This is a genomic window from Empedobacter sp. UBA7494, from assembly GCF_002478465.1.
Classification (GTDB): Bacteria; Bacteroidota; Bacteroidia; order Flavobacteriales; family Weeksellaceae; genus Empedobacter; species Empedobacter falsenii_B.
Genome location: NZ_DLOC01000083.1, coordinates 3,871 through 23,374, shown reverse-complemented (window position 1 = coordinate 23,374; position 19,504 = coordinate 3,871). Strand labels below are relative to the sequence as shown.

The window sequence follows — 19,504 nt, the reverse complement described above, 5'->3', positions numbered from 1 at the left end:
TTTTATTACAAATAGAAAATCCGCTCATTGAGCGGATTTTTAGATTTTATGAATTTTTTAGATTTAGTTATTATTGAACAAAAATTTACTGATTTAAAGTCGTTGAAAAGAACGGCTTTATTAATTAATATTATTGGATGCATTTTCGGTTTGAGTACATTAGTTTTTCAGTTTTTTAATGAAATTTTAATTTATTTATCTTTTGTTTATCCTATTTTTTGCATCATTTTAGTTAGATATTATCGAGGTTTGATCTCAATTGAGCCTGAAATTAGACCAAATCTTCCAACAATTTCTATAGGTTTTATGTTATCTTGTTTTGGATTAATCATTAGAACCGCTATGGATTACAATGTCTTAGATTATAAAAATGTATGGGTTCCTTCGAGTGTTATAGCGTTATTAATCTTAATAATCTATTATTTTAATCAATTTAAAATATTGATTTACAACAAGAAAAATTTTGTTTATAATGTTTTTATCATAATATTAATTGAAGTATTTTCTATTTATTCTGTTATATTCATTAATTGTAAGTATGATCAATCTACTCCTCAAATTTATGAAACTCAGATTTTGAAAAAAATTAAGAAAAATAGTAAAGGAGGTAGTAGTTATTATTTAATAATTGAAGATTGGAACAATACATTTATAGAAAAAGAGATAAAAGTAGATTATAAAAAGTATTACTCAAGTTTTGAAGGAGAAAAGCTTAAAGTAGCAGAAAGACGAGGAAGATTTGATATACCTTGGTCTTATTTTATAGAGTAATTAGTAAGCTATTTTAATAAAGTTATTGATTTATCAATAAAAATAGTGCATTTTACTTTTGTTTTTCCATTTAGCTTAACTTTCATATAATCAAGTGTAAATTATTCTAACCAAGATAAGACTCTATTTTATCAGATTATTAACTGTCAAGCCAATCATCAATTGATCTGTGTGTGATGTTTTTTGACTCTGTAGCATATAACCAGCTTCTAAACTAAAAGTTGGCGAAATAACGTAACCAAAGCTTAAACCAAGTCGATTTCTATCAAACGTTTTATCTTTTACAGCTTGTAGAAAAATCTCATCATACGCTTTCAAATACCACGTATTTTCGATTAATTTGGCATTATTCAGCGGAACGGTTGCAGTCAATTGATAACGAAATCTAAATTGTGTATTATTTTCTAAAAAGCGTTCTTCGACACGAAAGCGATGCGCAAAATTAAAACGTTGTAAAGCTTGTTTTGTATTGAATTGTTGATACAAACGATGTTCGTGACTATGAGCATAATCATCTGTAGCAGTAGGAGTTCTGTTTTGAATGTAGGCGTAACCAGCTAAAATTGTATTGTTACTTTCTGTTAAGTTGTAACCAATTCCTCCTCGAATCAAAAGTTGTTGTAATTGATCTAAATCTTCGTACGAACGATATTGTATATCCGACTGAAAATTAAAATCTTTATTGATTTTATGATTGATATTTAAGGCATTCCAAGTCCTGAAATCACTTTCTTGCGCTTGTACCCCGAAGCTGGTTAAAACAATAAAACTGGCTAATATTTTCTTCATTCATTCAATTTAATCGAAAATAAAAAAAGACACGAAAACGATTCGTGTCTTTTGTCAGTATATTTAAAATTTATTTGGTAGTCTCTTTAACTTTTGGTAAAATATCTTTCCCAAAAATTTCGATAGATTTCATCATATCCAAATGATTTGGTGCTCCAACATCCATGTGAGCAGAAAAACGAGTTAAACCAAACATTTCTTGATATTTCAAAATACGATCAACCGCTAAAGAAGCATCTCCAACAATCAAATGTCCATTTGTAGAACGTCCATAGTCAAACTGTGGTTTTGTATATTTTGGCCAACCTCTACTTGCTCCAATTCTATTCATTTGTGCACCATAAATTGGAAAATATTCTTCAGCAATTTTTTCGCTATCTTCTCCAAAAAAAGAGTGCATATGAACGCCAATTTGCATCATTTTAATAGCATGACCATTTTCGATATAAACTTGTTTATAAATTTCGAACAGATAGTTAAAATCGGCTGGATTGCCTCCAATAATCGCGAAAATAATAGGTAAACCTAATGTTGCAGCACGTACAATTGATGATTCTGTTCCGCCAACAGCAATCCAAATAGGTAGTTTTTCTTGCACAGGTTTTGGATAAACACTTTGATTAATAATTGGCATTCTAAAATTTCCGCGCCAATTGATTACTTCGTTTTTATTTAAATCTAAAAGTAAACGAAGTTTTTCATCAAAAAGAGCATCGTAATCGTTTAAATCATAACCAAAAAGAGGAAAAGATTCGATGAATGAACCGCGTCCAGCCATAATTTCAGCACGACCATTCGATAAATTGTCAACAATAGCAAAATCTTGATACAACTTTACGGGATCTGTAGAACTGATGACAGAAACGGCACTTCCTAACTTAATATTTTTTGTAACTGTAGACAAAGCAGCCAAAATAATTTCTGGAGAAGAAACTGCGTAATCAGGACGATGATGTTCTCCAATTCCAAAGAAATCTAATCCAATTTCGTCCATCAATTTTACTTCTTCTATAATCTCACTCATACGTTGTTGAGGAGTTTGCGTATAACCAGTTTTAGGATCAATATGTAGATCGCCAAACATTCCTATTCCTAATTCCATACTATTTTAGATTTAGTCAAATTTATGTATTGAATTTTAGATTTAAATTGATGTAGGATAGGAAAGAAAAAAGAGTTCATTCAAATTTAATAGAATGAACTCTTTTTTCTTATTTTTAAACGGGTTTTTATCCGTGTATCGCTTCTTTATTTCCGTAAGATTGAATCAAATTTCCTTCAAAATCCAACCATTCTTTCCAACGTTTGTCCACATCAACATCAGTGGAAAGTTTTCGAGCAAAATTTAAGAAAGTAGTATAATGATTTGCTTCCGAAACCATCAAATCATAGTAAAATTTTGCTAATTCTTCGTCATTAATATTTTGTGATAATGTTCTGAAACGTTCACAACTTCTAGCTTCAATCATCGCTGCGAATAATAAACGATCCACAAAAGCCATATTACGAGAACCATCTTTTTTACAAAATTTCATCAACTGACCAACGTAATCATCTTTACGCTCGCGACCTAATTTGTATCCACGACGCTCGATAATTTCTACAACCATTTTGAAATGTTGCATTTCTTCGATGGCAATATCTGACATTTCTTGAATAAATTCGTCATGTTCAGAATTATACGCAATCATTGTAATCGCATTTGTTGCCGCTTTTTGCTCACACCACGCATGGTCTGTTAAAATTTCTTCTAAATTTCTTTCCGCAATATCAGCCCAACGTGGGTCTGTCAAAAGTTTTAATCCAAGCATTTTTCGAAAAATATTAAGTCCAAATTTACGAAATTATATTGTTTAAAGATTGAATGTGAAAAATCGTTTTCTAAATGGTTTTCTTTTCAATCATTTCTAACATCACATCCGAAGCATGTTTAAAAGTTGGAGCTTGCTCTGTTAAACTTGCAGCATTCTTTTTATTGACTTTAAAAATTAAATCTTTCTCAATTGTAAATAATAAAGCGTTTGTAAATGGATTTTTGATGTAAGAACTCAAAATTAAAAAAGTCTGTTCAACACTATGAAATTGCTCAACTTCTTCGGTTTTATAACGAAATGTGAAGGCAAAATTGTACTCATTATTTTCTAAAAGATGTAAACGAACAAAAATATTTTTAAGATCAGTATCTCCAATAGTTTTGGCCATTGTCAATTTTGCAAAAGTTCCTTCTTTGATACTTGATTTTACTTGCTCGAAAAATTCTTCAAAAACAGTTTGATAAGACATTTTATATAATTTTAGCTGCAAATTTACATTAAAATAAGCCAAATTGTGTGTATAATATTTAATCTTCCAATTAAGAAACAGAAAGTGTAATTTTGTGGGATGAAAAAACTTTTAATCATTGGTCAAGTTTGGCCAGAACCAACTTCTTCTGCGGCAGGAACTCGAATGATTCAGTTAATCGATTGTTTCAAAAAAACTGAATTTGAGATAACTTTTGCGTGTGCTGCTTCAAAATCTGATTATAGTTTTGATTTGATTTCGAAAGGAATAAAAGAAGTTGAAATTCAGTTAAATGATGATAGTTTTGATGATTTTGTAAGAGAATTAAATCCTGAAATTGTTCTTTTTGATCGTTTTATGATTGAAGAACAATATGGTTGGCGCGTTTCGAAAGAATGTCCAAATGCATTGAAAATTTTGGACACAGAAGATTTACATTTTCTACGAAATGCGCGACAAGAAGCAGCTAAAAAAGGAATAGAATTTACAGAAGATTTATTGTTTTCTGATTTAGCAAAACGAGAAATAGCTTCTATTTTACGCTGTGATTTATCGTTGATGATTTCGAAAAAGGAAATGGATATTCTTCAAAATCAATTTAAAATTGATGAAAAAATCTTGTATTATTTACCTTTTTTAGAAAATGAAATTACAAATGAAAAAATCAATTCTTGGAAAAATTTTGAAGAAAGAGAACATTTTATGTTTATCGGAAATTTTATTCATGAACCTAATTTTAATTGTGTTCAGACCTTAAAAAAAGAAATTTGGCCAATTTTGAGAAAGAAACTTCCGAAAGCTGAATTACATATTTATGGCGCTTATGCAACGCAAAAAGTTTTGCAATTGAATAATCCTTCCGAACGTTTTTTGATCAAAAGTAGAGCAGAAAATGCGCAAGAAACGATGTCAAATTACAAAATTTTGTTGGCTCCGATTAATTTTGGTGCAGGTGTAAAAGGAAAATTTGTTGATGCAATGCAAACTGGAACGCCTTCGGTTACGACTACGATTGGAGCAGAAGCAATGAAAGATGATTTTGATTGGAATGGTTTTGTAGAAGATGATTTTGAAGCGTTTGTGGAGAAAGCTATTTTGCTTTACAATAATGAGAAAGAGTGGGAAATTGCTCAACAAAATGGAATCAAAATTCTGAACGAAAATTACATTAAAACTAAATTTGAAGCTGACTTTTTAGAGAAAGTTAAATCGATTGAAGAAAATTTAATCCAACATCGAAATCTAAATTTTATTGGTCAAATTTTGCAACATCATCATCATCAAAGTACAAAATATATGTCACTTTGGATAGAACAAAAAAACAAAAACCTTCCGAAATAGGAAGGTTTTTTATGATTTTTAAAAAGGTAAATCGATATTATTGATAATGTAATCTGTATATTCTTTTGAATTTTTTAAGAAATCGTCACTACCAAAATTGACTACTTGATAGATGAAATTTTTTGTCTTAAAAATATTGATTTGTAGATAAACATTAGACTCTAATTCTTCATTGTAATAACTAATTTGTTTTTGAAAAGTTTCTTTTCCTTTATTTGTTTTAAATTGTTTTGTATTTAAAGATTTAAACTTAGGATTACTAGAATAATTTGAAACCGTTATATCCATGTAAGAAGCTAAATCATCAGAAATATTACCTAGTTTTAATTCATCAATATTTTCAGTAATGATAAAACCATAAGCTGTACTGTCATTATTTTCCCATTGTACTATAGAAAAATCATTTGTACCAATTGTTCGCTGATATCCAGCTGGTAAATTTACAGAGAAAGCTTCAGAGCCAATTATTGTTGACTGCGCATTTGTATTGTTCATAAGACATAACATTAGCGTAAAAGCCAATAAAATTTTCTTCATATAAAGTATTGTTTTTTTTTAAAAAAAATTTAAAGTTTTATTCTACTTTGAAGCTATTTACAATTTTGACAAAATCGCTTTTCATTATTTTTTGATTTTCGAAACTGCAATATTGTAAAATCTGATAGACAAATTCTTTCGTTTCGATTACAGTTTGTAGGAAATAAATATGACCAGATTCGGGATCATTTGTTTCAAATTCGGTATAGGCATAATTGAATCCCTGTTCGTAGGCAACATAAGGTTTTTTGATGTAATTAAACCCTTTTTGTGTTTTATATGGCTCGATAGAATTTAGCGTATAATCAATCATATCTAAATTAGAATCTGCTAATTTTAATTCATCTTTGTGTTCAAAAATCACAAAACCATACGAATTTGGCTTTGGAGCAAGACTTTCAAACTGAATAGTTGCATAATCATTTAACCCAACTGTACGCTGAAAATCTTTCGGAATAGTTAACGCAAACGATTCAGCTCCATGTATTTTCTGTTGAGCAAAAGCGGTAATACATGTAAAAAGAGTAGCGATGAATAACAATTTTTTCATTGGATGAATTTAGATGACGAATATAAAAAAAGCCTTGTTTATCACAAGGCTATAACGTTATTTTTTAAAATAAATTGTTTATTTCGTTGAACAAGAATTATTTCCTGATTGACAAGGCGAAGTTCCTTCTACAATTTTTACACCTTCAACTTCTTTTATTTTACCAAAACCTCCAGCAACGTCAATCAAATTTTCGTAACCGCGAGCGCGTAAAATTGAAGTGAAAATCATCGATCGATAACCTCCTGCACAATGTACTAAATAGGTTTCTTCAGGATCGATTAATTTCATAGATTCATTTATGAAATCTAAAGGAGCTGTAATTGCACCTTCTACGTGAGAAGTTTCGTATTCACCTGGCTTACGAACGTCCAAAATTTTTAATTCAGTTTCATCAACTAACTCTACAAACTCTTCTGGAGAAACCGAAACAATTTCATCGAAATCTTTTTCAGCCTCAACCCAAGCTTGGAAACCATTGTTCAAAAATCCGATTACATTGTCATATCCGACACGAGCCAAACGTGTTACCGCTTCCTCTTCTTCACCAATTTCTGCAATTAACAAAATTGGTTGTTTGATATCTGTAATTAATGTACCAACCCATGGTGCAAAATTTCCTCTAATTCCGATATTGATAGAATTTGGAATAAATCCTGCTGCGAAAGTTTGCGGATCGCGAACATCTAAAATTAAAGCATTTGTATCTTCCGCAACTTGAATAAATTCGTCTGGAGATAAAGCTTTGTTCGCACGTTCTTTCACAACATCCAAAGATTCGACACCTAATTTATTCATCATCACATTTTCTGGAAAATAGAATGGAGGAGGCATTAATCCTGAAGTTAATTCAGTAATAAATTCTTCTTTTGTCATAGTAGGATTCAAAGCATAATTCATTTGTTTTTGATTTCCTAATGTGTCAAAAGTTTCTTTACTCATATTTTTTCCACAAGCAGAACCCGCTCCATGTGCAGGATATACGATAATATCGTCAGCCAAAGGCATAATTTTGTTTCGTAAAGAATCAAATAAATAACCAGCTAATTTTTCTTGCGTTAAATCTGTATTTAATTTTTGAGCTAAATCTGGACGACCAACATCACCAATAAATAAAGTATCTCCTGTAAAAATTGCATAATCTTTACCGTTTTCATCTTTCAACAAATACGTTGTACTCTCCATTGTATGACCTGGCGTGTGTAAAGCTGTAATAGTTATATTTCCTAAAGAAAAAACTTCGCCATCAGTTGCGATATGTGCATCAAAATTTGGTTCTGCAGTTGGACCATAAATAATTGTAGCACCAGTTTTTTGAGCTAAATCTACATGTCCAGAAACGAAGTCTGCATGAAAATGCGTTTCGAAAATGTATTTGATTTTTGCATTGTCTTTTGTCGCTTGATCGATATAAGATTGTGTTTCTCTCAATGGATCAATAATTGCAACTTCACCATTGCTTTCTATATAATAAGCACCTTGCGCAAGACATCCGGTGTAAATTTGTTCAATTTTCATAAGAATGATTTAGTGTGTAAAAATACAAATATTTAAATTTAGAATTTTCCTCTGATGGATGAATTCTGATACTTTTCTTCTATTTAAACTCAAATAAGATTGATAGTTAGCCTAAAATTTATGAATGAAATCATAGGTTATTTGGCAATCTTTTTTAGATTAATAAATAATTCAGTTTTTGCTCTTGGCGGAATAGAATTGTAACAATTTTCCATGACTTTGAAATCAAAATAATCGTTGAAATACGTCTGATATTCAGTTTTATTACCTCCAAAAGGTGGCGTGTCATTTTTGAATTCTCTGTTAAATAATACACCAACTAATTTTCCGTTTTCGGCTAATAGTTCATTCATTTTGATGCTATAATTTTGACGTAATTTTGGATCTAACGCACAGAAAAAAGTTTGCTCTAAAATCAAATCAAACTCACCATCTAACTCAAAAAAATCTTGATGAAGAACTTTGATATTGGGATTATGTTTAAATTTTTCTTTGATTTTTTCAACTACAATTTCCGAAATATCAATCAATGTAATATTTGTAAAACCTTGTTCCAAAAGGTATTCTGCTTCGTAAGCATTTCCACAACCAGGAATCAAAATACGGATATTTTTATCTTCTAATTGATCGATATACTCTTTTAGCGGAGTAGAAGGAGCTTTTAAATCCCAACCAGTTTGATTTGTGGTGTATTTATCGTTCCAAAAGTTTTCGTTCAGTTCCATACTTTAAATTATTGAATTATAAATTCTTCGATGAACATAAAAATAGCCATTAAAATAATAAAGATAGCAAATGTTCGCTTTAGAAATTGTACTGGTAAAAATTTGTTGATGTAGGTTCCGACAAGAATTCCAACCATAGAAATTCCAATGAAAACACTCAAGAAACTCCAATCAATCTTGATGTGTAAAGCATCACCAATAAAAAATCCGATAAGTGAATTGATGGCAATAATTACCAATGAAGTTGCCGAAGCTCTTTTCATATCTAGTTTTGCAACCATCATCAATGCCGGAACAATCAAAAAACCACCACCAGCACCAACCATTCCTGTTAAACTTCCGATAAGAAATCCTTGAATTAATAAAACAGGATTTAGCTTATCATTTTTCTGATCAATTTGCTCTTCTTTCTTACCTTTTAACATAGAAATAGCTGCGAAAACCATCAGAATAGCGAATAAACCAAACATTGCCATTCGACGTGTGACGATAAAATCGCCTATAGAAAATAAATTACTTGGTAGGGCAGGAATTAAAAATGCGCGAACCAATGTAATTCCAACAACAGCTGGTAATCCAAATTGAAAAACGACTTTCCAGTCAACCATTTTTTGCGAAGCTTGCTTTATTCCTCCAATCAATCCTGTCGATCCAACGATGCATAATGAATAAGCAGTAGCAATTTTTTCGTCGAAATGAAAAATATACGCTAAAATAGGAACGGCTAAAATAGATCCACCACCACCAAGAACTCCCATAATTAGACCGATGAAGAAGGCGCCTACAAAACCAAAAAACTCTATAAAATCCATTTTTTTTCTCTCGATTTATACAAATCTATAGCAAATACAACAACAATTACTATAGGTATATTATGAAATATTGTTGTAAATTAATACAAATGCCTACTAAATCAATAGACGTATATTATTTTACTTTTTTTAATTATTATGCAAATTTGGTGTAACATTTTCAAAAAAACTGCTACTAATGTTACATAAGCATAATAGATAAAAACTTAAAAAATACTAAATGAAGAAAATTTTTATGTCTATCTTATTTGCAGGATCAGCATTATTTGGTCAGCAAATAAAATTTGATGAGTATACTCTAGCAAACGGATTGCATGTTATCCTTCATCAAGATAATTCTGCTCCAGTTATTACAACAGGTGTTATGTATCACGTAGGTTCGAAAGATGAGCAAGTTGGTAAAACAGGTTTTGCACACTTTTTTGAGCATTTATTATTTGAAGGAACAGAGAATATTAAGAGAGGTGAATGGTTCAAAATTGTTTCTTCTCATGGAGGTTCTAACAATGCGAATACAACAACGGACAGAACATATTATTACGAAACTTTTCCATCAAATAATTTAGAATTAGGATTATGGATGGAATCTGATCGTTTGCGTCAACCAATCATCAATCAAATTGGCGTCGATACACAAAAAGAAGTTGTAAAAGAAGAAAAACGTTCTCGTTTAGACAATCAACCTTATGGTAAATTTTCGTACGGAGAAGCGGTTAATCCTCATGTTTTCAAAAAACATCCTTACCGTTGGAGTGTAATTGGTTCTTTTGAGGATTTGAGTAATGCAAAATTAGACGATTTCAAACACTTTAGTCAAACTTTTTATGTGCCAAATAATGCTGTATTAGTTGTTGCGGGTGATTTTAATAAAGACGAAGCAAAGAAATTAATTGAGAAATATTTTGGTGTAATTCCAAGAGGAAAAGATGTTGTGAAAACTGTTGTGAAGGAAGATCCAATTACATCAGAAATTCGTGGAACAGAATATGATGCAAATATTCAGATTCCTTTATTGGCGATTAATTATCGTACGCCAGATAACAAATCAAAAGATGCTTATGCATTAGAAATGTTATCAAGCTATTTAACAGGTGGAAAATCATCAGTTTTATATAAAAAATATGTTGACGAGAAAAAAGAAGCATTACAAATATTTGCTTTCAATCGTCAAATGGAAGATTACGGAATTTATTCAATCGGAATTTTACCTCAAGGAGAAGTTTCTTTGGATAAATTAGAAGGAGATTTACAACAAGATATAGAAAAAGTTCAAACAAATTTGATTTCTGAAGAAGATTACCAAAAAATCTTAAATGGAATTGAAAATAGTTTTGTGGCTTCAAAATCGGGTGTTCAAAACATTGCACATGCTTTAGCGGATGCTTATATGTTGGGTGGAGATACAAATAAAATCAACGAAGAATTGAAGGTTTATCAATCTGTAACAAGAGAAGATATTCGCAATGTTGCTAAAAAGTATCTAAACAAAAACCAACGTGTAATTATTCATTATTTACCAGAATCTAAAAAAGCTGCAAAATAAAAAACAACCGAATTATGAAAACAAAAATATTATCTCTTGCAATCGCTTTTATGGCAGTTAGCTTAAATGCGCAAGTGGCGATTCCAATGCCAAAACCAGGTCCAGCACCGACGGTTAATTTAGGAAAATCGAACGAATTCAAATTAAAAAATGGTTTAACAGTTATCGTTGTTGAAAATCATAAATTACCACGAGTTTCTGCTACATTAACAATCGATAATCCTCCATTTGCATTAGGTGCAAAAAAAGGAGCAGAGTCTTTGTTGGGCGAAATGTTGGGAACAGGAACAAAAACAAAATCTAAAGATGATTTCAATAAACGTATTGAGTTTTTAGGAGCTCGCGTTAATTTTTGGGAAGAAGGAGCTTCTGCAAGTTCTTTAACTAAGTATTTCAACGAGATTTTTGGTTATATGGCAGATGGAGCTATGAATCCAAACTTTACTGAAAGTGAATTTGCTGATGTTAAAAAACGTTACATCGAAGGTTTAAAGTCGAATGAAAAATCTGTAGAAGCAGCAGCATCTCGCGTTTCGAATATATTAGTTTATGGAAAAAATAATCCTTTCTCAGAATTTGATACACCAGCCCAAATTGAGAAAATTACATTGCAAGATGTGAAGGATTACTACAATACCTACTACAAACCAAACAATGCTTATTTGATTGTTGTTGGAGATATTTCGACAAAAGATGTAAAAGCATTGGCGGAGAAAAACTTTGATTCTTGGCAAACAGGAAAATTAAATATTCCAGCATTTCCAAAAGTAGAAGAAGTTACAAAAACGGAATTAAATGCGATTAATATGCCTAACGCAGTGCAATCTGTGGTCTCAGTTTCGTATCCAGTTCAGTTGACAAAGAAAGATCCAGATTATTATGCAGCGTTAATTGCGTCGTCTATTTTGGGAGGCGATTTTAATTCGAAATTGAATATGAATCTTCGTGAAGCGCATGGTTGGACATATGGTGCACGTGGTGGAGTTTCTGATTCTCGTTACATTGGACGTTTCAATACTAATGCAACTGTTCGTAACGAAGTGACGGATTCTGCTATCGTTGAGACGATGAAAGAAATTAAAGGAATGACGTTAAACAAAATTGATCAACAAACGTTGAATGATGTAAAAGCAAAATTCTTAGGAAACTTTATCTTGACTTTAGAAAGTCCTTCTACGGTTGCTAACCAAGCTTTAATGAAAAAGACAAATCAATTATCAGATAGTTTTTATGCAGATTACATCAAAAATATTAATGCTGTAACAATTGATGATGTATTACGCGTTTCGAAAAAATATTTCCGTCCAGATCAAGCAAAAATCAATGTAACAGGGAAATTAGAGCAAATTGCTCCAGCTTTAGAAAAGCTAGGTTACTCAGTTAATTACTACGATTCTTTCGGAAATAAAACTGATAAACCAACTTCTGGTGCAAAAACTACAACTGTTTCAGTTGCTCAAATTACAGATAATTTTTTCAAAGCTATTGGTGGTACGGACAAAGTGAAAGCTGTAAAATCGATTGCTCAAAAAGGAAAAATTGAGATGATGGGAATGTCTGGAACTTATACAAAAAAGGATTTAGCTCCAAACAAGTCTATTACGGTTATGAGTATAGGTGGAATGAATGTTACACAAGCTTTTGATGGTGAAAAAGGATTTGTTATACAAGGACAAAAATTTGACTTACCAGCTGAATTGACAGCACCTTTAAAGAAAACAAATTCTTTGTTTGTACCATTATCAGAAGGTTATAAAACGGCTAAAGTAGAAGGAATCGTTTCTGAAAACGGAGTTGAATATTACAAAGTTGTTGCTGCTGATATTTCTCGTACAGATTATTATGATGTAAAAACTGGCTTGTTAATGAAGTCTGAACAAAAAATGAAATCTCCACAAGGAGAAATGGTTGCGACGACGATAAACAAAGAATATAAAACTTTTGAAGGTATTTTAATGCCAACAGAAATTTTAACAGAAGCTGGACCTCAAACAGCTAAAATAGTAATTGAATCAGTAGAAATTAATAAAAACGTTTCTGACGCTGATTTTAAATAAAACAATTCTTTTAAATATTTTTCAAATTAAAAAGGTAATCCGAGTTTTTGGATTACCTTTTTTTAGTTTTATAAAATATAAGCTTCTTCTAAGAATCTATTTTGTATCATTAATAATATAGATTTCTTTAACGTCTAAGTTTTAAAAATTATATTTAATGATTATTAAAACCAAAATAAAAAAAGCTCACCTTTCGATGAGCTTTTAACATTTATAATATTCAAAGAAATTAATCTTTTGATTTTACATGGTAAACTTTGTTTTGGAAATACCAAGCTGCAATAGATAAAACTAACATTGCGACTGCTGTTGCAGGAACCCAAAATGGAATTGGAATTGGATCTCCGGCTGCGTATGAATGTAATCCAGATAAGTAATAGTTAACGCCAAAATACGTCATAATTACTGTCCAAACGGCCCACATTGCAGCGATGTTGAAAGTTAATTTTCCTCTTAATCCTGGAACTAAACGCATGTGTAAAACGACTGCATAAACAATTACTGAAACGAAAGCCCAAGTTTCTTTTGGATCCCAAGACCAGTAACGTCCCCAAGATTCGTTTGCCCACATACCTCCTAAGAATGTACCAACAGTAAGTAAGAAAATACCAATTGTTAATGACATTTCAGAAACGTAAGTCATTTCTTTTAGCGAAATTTCAATCTTTTTATTTGGCTTAATCATCATGATAATTAATGAGAAAACTCCTAAAACAGCACTTAATCCGAAGAAACCATAAGATGAAACGATAATCGCAACGTGTACAATTAACCAATACGATTTTAGTACAGGTACTAATGGTGTAATTTGTGGATCTAACATAGAACCTCCGTGCGCAAATCCCATCATAATTACAGCAACCATAGCTCCTGTTGTTGGAATAAATGCGTTTCGGTTTTTGTATAATAACAATCCAGCTAAAACACTAATCCATGAAATAAATACAATGGCTTCGTAACCGTTAGACCAAGGTGCGTGTCCAGTTAAATACCAACGAACACCAAGTCCTGCGGCTTGTACGATAAAGACAATAAATATTAATCCCAAACAAACATTGATAATTCGATGAAGTGCTTTGCTTTCTGAAAATAACTGAATGAATGATAAAATCATTAAGACTCCACCAATCATACAATAAGCAATCATCACCCAAAAGAAAACGTTGTATTTGTTGTATAACACTTCTATCTCAACTTTTGTTGGAGAAGGCACAACATTTTTACCCCATTTTTGTTGGTATTTATCGATATAATCTACCGCATTATCTGCAGGCGTCCAATTACCATTTTCTAATCCTTTCGAAACCATGTTAAAATAAACACTAATCATTCCAAGTGCCATTGTATCGATTTCTACAGGATTTTCTTGTGTTTGATAAATCCAAGAAGTCCAACGCTCTGAAGGATCATTCTGAACTGGAATTATTTTTAATTGATATCCTTTTGCAGTTTGATCTAAAATATTGAAACGCTCTGTAACCTTAATTACTTCCTCATCAAATTTAGAACGCTCTGAAGGTTTTCTTGAGAATGCCTCGTTATAGGCTTTATCTAATTTAAAACGAGTCGTTTTTGGATCGATCAAATTCATTAAAGATGTGTAACCATCTTCGTTTGCGTTTGTAATTTTCTTTAAACGATCTCCTCCTTTATCTCCAACTTCAATCATCGGAGCATTTACCCAATAAGCAGGGTCTAATTGCAAAGAAATAAACCATTTATTGGCAGATAATCCGTGGAATTTATCTTTTTTATAAACTTTTCTAAGGATTTCTAAAGCTTGCGTATTAACAGGTTTTATACGTCCTTCGATATCTTGTGTAAGTAAATGACCAAATTTATCAGCGTGCTCGTCCGGAATTTTTACGTTCTTCGCTAATTCATCACCATCAGCCATTTTTGTAGAAAAACTACCAATGTGCTCCGATGAATGAACATTACCTTTTTCCGAATCAGTCTGAATTTTTTGATGTCCATTTTTTTCGCCATCAGTAGTACTTGGATTTTGAGCAAATGCTAATCCAGAAAGTAAAAATAATGGAAGTAAAATATTTACTTTTTTGGTATGTAAACTTTTTAATAAAGAGTTTAATTGTGTAAAACGAGTTCCTTTCCAGAATAATGAAACAAACATTCCCCCAAATAATAAGAAGTATCCTAAATAAGTAATGTTAGTTCCCCACCAGTCTTGGTTAACTTGTAAAATAGTTCCGTCTTCTGTTGGGAAATAACTCGATTGGAAGAAACGGTAACCTTTATAATCCATTACATTGTTCATATAAATGTGATGTTTTGTTTCTTTTCCTTCGTCGATAACTGTAATGTTAGATTCGAAAGAAGAAGGATTTGTAGAGCCAGGGTAACGATCTAAAATAAAGTCATCTAAACGAATACTAAATGGAACTTTTACTAATTTTGAACCGTAACCTAACGAAATATTCATTCCGTCAATTTGTACGTCAGCAGAATAATTTGTGACACCTTTTCCACCAACAATCGTCACTGTATCGCGTTTATCACCAACAATAACTTCGGCTCTAATTGCACCAGGTAGATTTTTTTCTTCTGCTTTAAATTTAGAACCTTGTCTATATAAAACTTCTCCTTTGAAAGCCGGATTTGGAACTACAAATTGCGCTCCGTTGATTGTATACAATGAACGTAATTTTAATGGAGCAGGAACATTAAACTCAACTTTTCCAGCACCTTCTTGCAATTTCTGCATGTCTGTAATTTGTCCAACTTGTTGTCCAACCATTTGTACATATTCTCCTTCGAAAGGTGATTTGATAACCAAATTTTCTCCTTCTCCAGTAATTTGTACAGCACCATCTTGCGGTCTATTGTACGAAACTAAAGTTCCATTAACACTTTTGATTTCACCATTTCTGATGAAAACAGAATTACGTCCAGTTTGTCCAACTGTTACGATTTCTAAAACATTAATTCCTTCTTTTTTTCTTACAACTGTATCTAAAGCGTGTGGTACGTAATCAAAAGTTTTTAATTTAATGACTTTATCTTTGAACTGATATTCACCTTCAAAGTGTCTATGGAACAAAGAACTTGTACTATCTTTTCTGTCAAAATATGTCATGTTGTATTGATGATTGTCGTACGCTAAACGTTGTGTACCATCATCAACCATCATCTTGAAATAAGATTTGTACGATGTAATTTCGTTACTTGTTCCTCCTTCTGGAATAGGCATTTCACCCTCGAAACTGATGTAACGAGTAATTCCTCCTCCAATAAAAATAAACAAAAATGCTAAGTGGAAAACCAACAAAGGCAATTTTTCCTTTGACCATAATCGGTATCGTTTGATATTCATTAAGAACAAAACGATCAACCAAATCATTAATACCTCAAACCACTTTGCCTCGTAAATAACAGCTTTTGCAGTAGCCGTATCGTAGTCATTTTCAATGAAAGTGGCATAACCCATGGCGATTGCGTAGATGAATAGCAAGACCGTCATGGTTCTGGTAGAAAATAGATATTTTTCTAATTTACTCATTACTTATAATTGAATTACAAAAATAGGCGAGTTTATCAGATAAAGCATTAAAACTTAAATGATTTTTATTAGAATCAATTAGTTAATAGAATGTTAAATATGTTGTGCCAAAATTGATTTTAAATGTTTAATAAACACACTGTTAATCAGAAATGTTTATAACAAAGCATTTTATTCAAAAATAATTTGTTAAGAAAATATTTAGAAATATCAAAAACATATCTTAAAAGGAACAACTTTTGTTAAAGAACAATAACTAAATTATAATGATATGAAAAAATTAACTCAAATTTTATGTGCTACAGCATTTATTTTTGCTTTAGCAAGTTGTCATAACAGCAAGGCTGTTGCATACCAAAAAGATAATGGTACAGGTGGGTATACCGAAGAAAAGGTGAACAATGATACGTATATTGTTAGTTTTGATGGAAACGAATACAATAAAAAAGACAAAACGTTTGACTATGCTTTGTTGAGAGCAGCAGAAATTGGTCAACGTAATAATTTCGATTATTTTGCAATTTTAAGTACAGTGAACGATAAAGTATTGGAAAAAAGTAACAGCTATACAAAGTTAGATAATAATGATACGTGGCTGAAAGTGCAATATTTCAAAAACAGTAAACCAGTAAAATTTCAAACGGTTTATGAACCAGCTGTTGTAATAAAAGATTTACATAAAAAATATAAAATTAAATAAGGATACAAACCACTCATTTGAGTGGTTTTTTTGTTTTGGAATAAATTAACATTTTCGATGACACAATATGGCGTTTTAACTTCTCAACTTTGTACTATGTTCGTATTGATAGATTGTAATAATTTTTACGCCAGTTGCCATCGTGTTTTTCAACCGAAGCTTCTTCATCAGCCAATTGTAGTATTGTCTAATAATGATGGTTGTGTAATTTCGCGTTCTGCCGAAGCAAAGTTAGCTGGAATTCCAATGGGTGCGCCTGCGCATCAATTTCAGCGTATTTTTGAACAGAAAAAAATCAAAGTTTTTTCGTCAAATTATCAATTATATGCGGATATGAGCAGTCGTGTAATGTCGATTTTATCGTTGTATTCGCCTGATCAAGAAATTTATTCGATAGACGAATGTTTCTTAAAATTGAATGGATTTGAACGTTTTGATTTGAAAAATTACGGATTAGAAATCAAATCTAAAATATATCAATTTACAAAATTGCCAGTTTGTGTCGGAATTGCTCCAACAAAATCCTTGGCGAAATTAGCGAATCATATTGCGAAAAAATTTCCAGAAGTTCATCAAGGAATTTATGTTATTCAGACGCAAGAACAAATCCATAAAGCGTTAAAATGGTTAAATATTGAAGATGTTTGGGGAATTGGTAGACGAATGTCACGACGTTTGAGAATGATCGGTGTCAATAAAGCGTTGGATTTTGTACAATTAAAAGATGATTTTCTTCGGAAAGAATTTTCGATAGTAGGTTTGCGTTTGAAAAAAGATTTGTTAGGTGAAGCGGTGTTAGATTTAGAAGCGATTTCGGCAAAGAAAAGTATTGCAACGACGCGTAGTTTTGAAGAATATACCAACGATTTTGAATATGTAAAAGAGCGTGTTGCTACTTTTGCGGTTTCGTGTGCAGAGAAACTTCGGAAACAGAATTCTTCTTGCAATTTGGTTACAGTTTTTATTCAGACCAATAATTTTGATAGAAATAAACCACAATATTACCGTACAATTTCGGTCCATTTACCTTACGAATCGAATTCAAGTATAACGTTGTCCAAATTTGCAATTAAAGCTTTTGAGCAAATTTATAAAGATGGTTATGAGTACAAAAAGGCTGGAGTAGTGGTGTCTGGAATTGTTTCGTCAGATCAAAAACAATTATCGCTTTTTGAAGAAGAAAATCCAAATCACCCAGATTTGATGAAAGTCATCGATTTGTTGAACAAAAAATTTGGTGCGGCAAAAATAAAATTAGCTTCGCAAGAGTTGAATAAAACGTGGAAAATGCGTCAAAATAATTTATCACCTTGTTATACAACCAAGTGGAAAGATTTGTTGGTGGTGTATTAAACGATAGAAAAAATGAATGGAGAGATAAAAATGTTAGACAAAGAACTCAATCTTTTTGTGATAAATACAGATGGTGAGAAAAAATATATTCCGAATTTTGGTCATGTAAATGCTGGATTTCCTTCGCCTGCGGAAGATTTTGTAGATGATAAGATAAGTTTGGACGAACGTTATTTAATGCATCCCGAATCTACTTTTTTGATTGTTGTTGGCGGAGATTCGATGTATCCTGTTTATCAAAAAAATGATATTTTGGTGATTCGGACAGATCTTATTCCGTTGCATCATGATGATATTATTGTTTCCGTTAATAATGAAGATTATACGTTGAAACGTTTTGATAAAATAAACAATAAATTGATTGCGATAAATCCAAATTACAAAGATTGTGTGCAAATACACGAAAATGATGAGGTGGTTATTTTAGGTATTGTGGGTGTCTTGGTGAGAGAAAAAACAAATAGAATTTAAACCTTTGCTGTAACTTTTTTATAAAACATGCATCTTAATAGTAAAGATATGATGTTATGAGAAAATTTATTTTATTGTGTTTTGCAGTGATGTTGGTACAATCTTGTGTGACAATTTCAACCGTTTCGAATGTATCAACGAATGCATCAAGATATTTGAGTATTGATGGAATTTATAAAACAGAAGGAACAACATATTCAGCAACAAAAGTGATTAGACGAAATAATAATCAAATCTTTTTGGACTTTACACAAATGCAAGGAGAAGTTTATTATTTCTTGAAAACAAATCAAGATATAGAACTTGAATTAGATTATGAAGTGAAACAAAAAAATGGTTTAATGGATTTCTCGATTGTAGATTATACAGGAAAAGAATTAACTCAAATAGGTAGTGCTTCAAAAGGGAAAATGAATAAAAAAGAATCTATTCATTTAGAATCTTATAAAAGTTATAGAATCAATTTTAAAGGAGATGAATTTAAAGGAAAAGTATCTGTTCAGTTAAATAATAAATAAAAATAAATAAGGTCGA

General features: G+C 31.3%; 18 protein-coding genes. 8 read left to right on the top strand and 10 right to left on the bottom strand.

Translation table 11 applies throughout. The features are described from left to right. The first annotated feature begins 48 nt into the window (after positions 1 to 48). Positions 49 to 771, top strand: a complete 723-nt coding sequence (locus B4E95_RS09920; RefSeq protein ID WP_280062991.1) for a hypothetical protein — start codon at positions 49 to 51, stop codon at positions 769 to 771. A gap of 123 nt (positions 772 to 894) precedes the next feature. On the opposite strand, the gene B4E95_RS09915 is transcribed toward B4E95_RS09920, so the two are convergent. From B4E95_RS09915 to B4E95_RS09900, 4 genes are all read right to left on the bottom strand, one after another. Next, positions 895 to 1,560 carry a DUF2490 domain-containing protein gene (locus tag B4E95_RS09915; protein ID WP_291091387.1) on the bottom strand — a complete coding sequence of 222 codons (666 nt, stop codon included), beginning with the start codon at positions 1,558 to 1,560 and terminating at the stop codon, positions 895 to 897. 70 nt (positions 1,561 to 1,630) lie between these two features. Beyond that, positions 1,631 to 2,662, bottom strand: coding sequence for an LLM class flavin-dependent oxidoreductase (locus B4E95_RS09910; RefSeq protein WP_291091386.1), 1,032 nt, complete (start codon positions 2,660 to 2,662; stop codon positions 1,631 to 1,633). Between the two features lie 127 nt (positions 2,663 to 2,789). Beyond that, on the bottom strand, positions 2,790 to 3,371 hold the full coding sequence (locus tag B4E95_RS09905; RefSeq protein WP_115001228.1) for a tRNA-(ms[2]io[6]A)-hydroxylase: 582 nt from the start codon (positions 3,369 to 3,371) through the stop codon (positions 2,790 to 2,792). A 70-nt stretch (positions 3,372 to 3,441) separates the two neighbouring features. Next, the gene (locus B4E95_RS09900) at positions 3,442 to 3,843 is read right to left on the bottom strand and encodes a hypothetical protein (RefSeq protein ID WP_280051750.1); all 402 of its coding nucleotides are present in this window, start codon (positions 3,841 to 3,843) and stop codon (positions 3,442 to 3,444) included. Positions 3,844 to 3,942: 99 nt separating this feature from the next. Here B4E95_RS09900 and B4E95_RS09895 point away from each other — a divergent pair, with 99 nt between their 5' ends. Beyond that, complete coding sequence (locus B4E95_RS09895) at positions 3,943 to 5,184, top strand: glycosyltransferase (protein WP_291091385.1); 1,242 nt, start codon at positions 3,943 to 3,945, stop codon at positions 5,182 to 5,184. Between the two features lie 18 nt (positions 5,185 to 5,202). Here the strand turns inward: B4E95_RS09895 and B4E95_RS09890 are convergent, their stop codons facing one another. The 5 genes from B4E95_RS09890 to B4E95_RS09870 all read right to left on the bottom strand — a co-directional run bounded on the left by B4E95_RS09890 (position 5,203) and on the right by B4E95_RS09870 (position 9,326). Further along, complete coding sequence (locus B4E95_RS09890) at positions 5,203 to 5,721, bottom strand: hypothetical protein (protein ID WP_291091384.1); 519 nt, start codon at positions 5,719 to 5,721, stop codon at positions 5,203 to 5,205. Positions 5,722 to 5,758: 37 nt separating this feature from the next. After that, positions 5,759 to 6,271, bottom strand: coding sequence for a hypothetical protein (locus B4E95_RS09885; RefSeq protein WP_291091383.1), 513 nt, complete (start codon positions 6,269 to 6,271; stop codon positions 5,759 to 5,761). A gap of 78 nt (positions 6,272 to 6,349) precedes the next feature. Continuing rightward, on the bottom strand, positions 6,350 to 7,789 hold the full coding sequence (locus B4E95_RS09880) for an MBL fold metallo-hydrolase (RefSeq protein ID WP_291091381.1): 1,440 nt from the start codon (positions 7,787 to 7,789) through the stop codon (positions 6,350 to 6,352). Positions 7,790 to 7,926: 137 nt separating this feature from the next. After that, entirely contained in the window at positions 7,927 to 8,514 is a 588-nt protein-coding gene (locus B4E95_RS09875) for a methyltransferase domain-containing protein (RefSeq protein WP_291061783.1), read from the bottom strand. An 8-nt stretch (positions 8,515 to 8,522) separates the two neighbouring features. Beyond that, entirely contained in the window at positions 8,523 to 9,326 is an 804-nt protein-coding gene (locus tag B4E95_RS09870) for a sulfite exporter TauE/SafE family protein (protein WP_291058877.1), read from the bottom strand. 220 nt (positions 9,327 to 9,546) lie between these two features. On the opposite strand from B4E95_RS09870, the gene B4E95_RS09865 reads away from it, so the two are divergent. Both B4E95_RS09865 and B4E95_RS09860 read left to right on the top strand, forming a co-directional pair. After that, positions 9,547 to 10,869 (top strand): M16 family metallopeptidase, encoded by a 1,323-nt coding sequence (locus tag B4E95_RS09865; protein WP_291058874.1) that lies wholly within the window; start codon positions 9,547 to 9,549, stop codon positions 10,867 to 10,869. A 14-nt stretch (positions 10,870 to 10,883) separates the two neighbouring features. Further along, a complete protein-coding gene (locus B4E95_RS09860) occupies positions 10,884 to 12,926 on the top strand; it encodes a M16 family metallopeptidase (RefSeq protein WP_291091379.1) in 2,043 nt (680 codons plus the stop codon). Between the two features lie 229 nt (positions 12,927 to 13,155). Here the strand turns inward: B4E95_RS09860 and ccsA are convergent, their stop codons facing one another. Further along, positions 13,156 to 16,446, bottom strand: coding sequence for a cytochrome c biogenesis protein (ccsA, locus tag B4E95_RS09855; RefSeq protein ID WP_291061775.1), 3,291 nt, complete (start codon positions 16,444 to 16,446; stop codon positions 13,156 to 13,158). 271 nt (positions 16,447 to 16,717) lie between these two features. On the opposite strand from ccsA, the gene B4E95_RS09850 reads away from it, so the two are divergent. The 4 genes from B4E95_RS09850 to B4E95_RS09835 are packed head-to-tail and all read left to right on the top strand — an operon-like array spanning position 16,718 to position 19,488. Continuing rightward, positions 16,718 to 17,146, top strand: a complete 429-nt coding sequence (locus B4E95_RS09850; RefSeq protein ID WP_291091377.1) for a CC0125/CC1285 family lipoprotein — start codon at positions 16,718 to 16,720, stop codon at positions 17,144 to 17,146. A 21-nt stretch (positions 17,147 to 17,167) separates the two neighbouring features. Then, positions 17,168 to 18,499, top strand: coding sequence for a Y-family DNA polymerase (locus B4E95_RS09845; protein WP_313254528.1), 1,332 nt, complete (start codon positions 17,168 to 17,170; stop codon positions 18,497 to 18,499). 12 nt (positions 18,500 to 18,511) lie between these two features. Further along, positions 18,512 to 18,970, top strand: coding sequence for a LexA family protein (locus B4E95_RS09840; protein WP_291091375.1), 459 nt, complete (start codon positions 18,512 to 18,514; stop codon positions 18,968 to 18,970). Positions 18,971 to 19,026: 56 nt separating this feature from the next. Then, positions 19,027 to 19,488, top strand: coding sequence for a hypothetical protein (locus B4E95_RS09835; protein ID WP_291061768.1), 462 nt, complete (start codon positions 19,027 to 19,029; stop codon positions 19,486 to 19,488). The last annotated feature ends 16 nt before the right edge of the window (positions 19,489 to 19,504 follow it).